The organism is Escherichia albertii NBRC 107761 = DSM 17582 (assembly GCF_000759775.1).
Taxonomy (GTDB): Bacteria; Pseudomonadota; Gammaproteobacteria; order Enterobacterales; family Enterobacteriaceae; genus Escherichia; species Escherichia albertii.
In genome coordinates this window covers 1-808 of record NZ_BBMY01000229.1, presented here as the reverse complement: position 1 = coordinate 808, position 808 = coordinate 1, and the positions used below count along the sequence as shown (strand labels likewise).

Genomic DNA, 808 nt, shown 5'->3' with positions numbered 1-808 from the left:
CCACCACATATTGCAATTTTTATTCTCTTTTAAAATATATTCCACGGGCGTCATTAGTGCGAGCGCCTTGTGGGGTCTTTTGCTGTTATACAGCACCAGATATTCCGCCAGCTTCTGGTTAAATAGCGCCAGATCTTCAAAGAGTAAAATCTCATTAAATTCAATAAACTGCTCTCTTAACGTCCGGTTAAAACGTTCACAGATAGCGTTCATTTTTGGCGTGTAGGGATAGGTCCAGAGGTGTTTGATAGCGGCTTCCTGCAGCGTTTTGTCGAAGTTTCCCAGGAACTCTTTTCCATTATCTGTGATTATCTGGCTGATACCGACCGGGAACAACCGGGCTGCGCGGCTGAAGAAGTGATTGACGATATCACTGTTGAGTGACGGCACAGCCAGCGCCAGCGCGTAATTGCTGCATTCGTCGATCATGGTGATGACATAGCGACGCAGTTCGCCCATTCTGAGCTCAATGGCGTCCATCCCAATGAGCTCACCTGTCTTTACCGGGCGGGAGTGCTTTGGCCTGCGGGGTTTGGCAGACCGCTTTTTGACAAGCAGTGCCTTCCCCCGCGATCCCAGACGCACAGGTATCATCCGCATTTTATCATGTGCGGCAGCGATCATTCTGCCGATGGTGGAAACACTCGGACAGGCCAGATAGCGCTGTTCGCACCAGGGCTTCAGGCGAACAAAAATCTGCTCTTTACCGAGGTTCGGCAGCTCTGTCCTGAGGCGTCGAATCTCTTTCAGCACATCGGGATGCCAGTGTTTTTTTCGTCGCACCAGAGGTGCCTTACTGTGCGGGATT

1 protein-coding gene is annotated in these 808 nt (G+C 50.6%); it reads right to left on the bottom strand.

The features are described from left to right. Nucleotides 1-808, bottom strand: an 808-nt coding sequence (locus EA14781_RS22235; protein ID WP_042336416.1) for an IS481 family transposase, incomplete at both ends; no start/stop codon positions are given.